Source organism: Cupriavidus sp. 05N40 (assembly GCF_056397305.1).
The window spans coordinates 1-3407 of sequence record NZ_JBFTND010000377.1 but is presented as its reverse complement, the minus strand read 5'-3'; the positions used below and the strand labels follow the sequence as shown (position 1 = coordinate 3407).

The window sequence follows — 3407 nt, the reverse complement described above, 5'->3', positions numbered from 1 at the left end:
TGGTCTGGCGGTCCATCGACTGCACGCCAAAGGCCATCTGGGGCTGGTGGTCGATGACGATCAGCTGGCTGTTGCGCGGGGTCAGGACTTGCAGTTTGGCGTTCGACACGATGTTCTCCAATTAAGGTGATTCAATGATTTTGAGTTTTATCCGGTAGCGCCTGGCTTGCTTCGTTGCCTTGTTGCGCTGCCCATGTGCAGAACTATAACCAGCGTCAGACCGCGGAAAGTGGCCCATCACTGTCATAGTTAGTCAAAATAATTGAATGTTTTTCGGTCCGGCGGAAGGAGTCCGCTCAGCTAAGCGGCCGGCTAAATCCGCGGCGCGCTCAAGCTGCTGCGTGTGCATCCGGCCAAGCGCATCGAAGTGTTGCTGCCAGATCCTTCCCCGGAGGTGCCAGGACGCCCTGGCCCCCGAACACATATGCCTCACCAGGCATTTATCATTATTTATTTGCGAAGGATAAATTATCCAGATAGGATAAATGGTGATAATCGCACCAGGAAGACACATGTCCAAGCCGTCCGCCGCCTCCGAACGCTACACGTTTCGCCGACCCGCGTTGGCGGCAAGCTTCTGCGCTGCCTTGGCCGGGGAGGGAGTCCAGGATGCCCGCTCGGGCCTGTTCCTCGCGGCGCCGCGTCGGGTAGGGAAGTCCACCTTCCTGCGCGAGGACCTTACGCCGGCCGCCGAGCAGCGCGACTGGGTCACCGTGTACGTCGACTTGTGGTCGAACAAGGCGCATGACCCGGGCGAGCTGATCGCCGACGCCATCAAGCACAAAATTGCCGATCACACCGGTGTCGTGAGCAAAGCCGCAAAGGCTGTCGGCCTCACCAAGGTCACCGTCATGGGCACCCTTGGGTTAGACCTCACCGCCACGGGACTACCAGCGGGCGTCACGCTCACGCAGACCCTTGAGGCGCTGCGCAAGGCCGCCAGGAAACCCGTTCTCTTGATCGTTGATGAAGCGCAGCATGCTCTGACCACGGAGAAGGGCGTCGAGGCAATGTTCGGCCTGAAGGCGGCGCGCGACTCGATGAACGTTTCGGGCAAGGCCCCGGACCTCATGCTGGTCTTCACCGGCTCAAGCCGGGACAAACTCGCGCACCTGGTCATGAATTCGCGCATGCCGTTCTACGGTTCCCAGGTGACGCCGTTCCCGCTGCTCGATAGAAACTTTACCGACGAATTCACCAAGAGCGTAAATAGGGCGCTCGCCGCGGGCAATCAGTTTGAGCCGGAGGCCGTCTACGAAGCCTTCGTGATGGTCGGGCATCGCCCGGAGATGCTGCGCCACCTGATTGGCACGATCGCACTGGCGAACGAATCGCCAAACCTCAGTGCCCGGCTCAAGGATGACGCGACGCTCGTCCAGGAACGCTTGTGGCATGACGTCGAAAGCGACTTCACATCACTGTCGCCACTTCAGCAGGCGGTAGTGCGTGTCATGGCTGACAAGGATGGTCAATTCTCTCCCTTCGGAGAGAGCGCCATTTCCGCGTACAAGGCCCTTGTGCCGGATCATGTGAGCGTCAGCGCTGCGACGGTTCAAAATGCAATTGACGCCCTTCGTGAGCGTGAGATCGTATGGAAAGAGTCGCGGGGCTCGTACGAGATCGAAGATCAAGCGTGGCTGAGTTGGCTCCGCGCCAAAGGCCTGACGTCCTGAAGAACGCGGTAACGCGGTGCGCCAGGCGATGCGCCAGGCGAGGGGTCACCGAAGGGTAGTGCATGGCGCGCCGCCCGGTGTACCGGTCCCCAAATCGCGTATGCTTCGCCCTGCCTTACACGGGCGCAGGTAGGTCTTGCGCCCGTGGTTTCCCAATGCATTGCCCCTGCGGTGGGATTGCCGAATCTCCACCTGCCACGGCTAGCCGTGCAGGGTGCAATGCCAGCTTGAACAGGCATACTCACATGACTGCATTTCCTACAGTATCACGACCGGTCACCGGCCACGGTCAATCCTGTATCTCCACGGCTGACCAATGCTGAACCTGGACCTGCGCTCCATGTCGGCGATGACGGGGATGATCAATATCGCCCTGTGCATCATCCTGCTGGCCTTTCGCCGCGCCTATCCTGCCTCCATCAAAGGCTTGTTGCCTTGGGCGCTCGCACCGCTGCTTTGCGCGCTTTCCGCCGCCTTCTATGCGATGGACGGGCAGTGGCCGGCCGTGCTCGTCGCGTTTGGCGGTAACGCGCTGCTGCTTTCGGGCTGCGCATTGTTCTACTTCGGCAGCCAGCGCTTCTACGGGGTGCCCTGCACCTGGAAATACTGGCTCGGCGTGGGCATTGGCTGCCTGGCCGGCATCGCCTGGTTCCTGCTGGTCTATCCCGACTACCGGATTCGCGTGTTGCTGCTTACCACGGTGCTGGCCGCAATATGCCTGACTCATGCGCGGATGACCTGGCAGCACGGCCGGGGTTTTGCGCCGCGCTTCATGGCAGTTGTCCTCGCTTTCCAGGGGCTGGTCCTGCTGGTGCGGGCAGCGACGACGCTTTTGCAGGATACCGTCAATACTCCGCGGTTTTCCCCTTCGGCTATTCAGACCACGTACATTGCAGCGTATTGTTTCGCGTCGCTGTTCGTCTGCCTTGGCCTGCTGCTGACCGTGAGCGAGCGGTTGCGCGCGGAGTTCGAGTACCTGGCGCAACGCGATGACCTGACAGGGGTATTGAACCGCCGGGCTGTGCTGCACGCAGGGAGTCGCGAACTGAATAACCAGCGCGGCAGCGGCCAGCCACTGTCGTTGCTGCTGATGGATATCGACCACTTCAAGCGCATCAATGACCAGCACGGACACCTGGTGGGTGACCGCGTGCTGGCTCATTTCGCACAAACCGTGGGGCGGGCGCTGCGCTACACGGACTATCTCGGCCGTTTTGGCGGCGAAGAGTTTGTCGTGCTGCTGCCGCGTACCGGCATGGAGGCCGCGCTTGCAATGGCCGAGCGCGTGCGGCAGGCAGTGGAGCAGCAATCGGCCATCGCAGGGCAGCCCGGCTGCACGGCAAGCCTGGGGTTGGCCAGCATCGAGGCCGGGGAAGCGACCCTTGACGAATTGCTGGCGCGAGCCGATTCGGCGCTATATCGCGCCAAGGCCGATGGGCGCAACCGTGTTGAGGCAGGCTGAGCCGGGGCTTCCGCATTCAACGGGCGCCGGTCACTTGCCGGCGGTTGCCGCGATAACGAGGAAAATCCTGGATGGCCGCGCCAACATGATTTGCGGCTCGCTACATGATTTAACATAAGACTAATTATGCGAACATTGGATGTAGCGGCAAAGTTGTAATGTCCGGTTCTAGCAAAGTTCAAATGTCCGCCTGAGGGCCTGTCCATGGTATTCAGCCTGCCCGGTTGAATGCAATGGAGACGCCCGAGGATGGCTAGACCCGAGGTCATTAC

At 60.8% G+C, this 3407-nt stretch carries 2 protein-coding genes and 1 pseudogene; 2 read left to right on the top strand and 1 reads right to left on the bottom strand.

The window, feature by feature from the left end; genetic code table 11:
• A pseudogene (locus tag AC1DO7_RS40390) lies at nt 1–109 on the bottom strand (hydrolase); the annotation flags it as partial.
• 403 nt (nt 110–512) lie between these two features.
• Here AC1DO7_RS40390 and AC1DO7_RS40385 point away from each other — a divergent pair.
• Nucleotides 513–1673 carry a hypothetical protein gene (locus AC1DO7_RS40385; protein ID WP_441624466.1) on the top strand — a complete coding sequence of 387 codons (1161 nt, stop codon included), beginning with the start codon at nt 513–515 and terminating at the stop codon, nt 1671–1673.
• 316 nt (nt 1674–1989) lie between these two features.
• Nucleotides 1990–3135, top strand: coding sequence for a GGDEF domain-containing protein (locus AC1DO7_RS40380; protein WP_441624464.1), 1146 nt, complete (start codon nt 1990–1992; stop codon nt 3133–3135).
• The last annotated feature ends 272 nt before the right edge of the window (nt 3136–3407 follow it).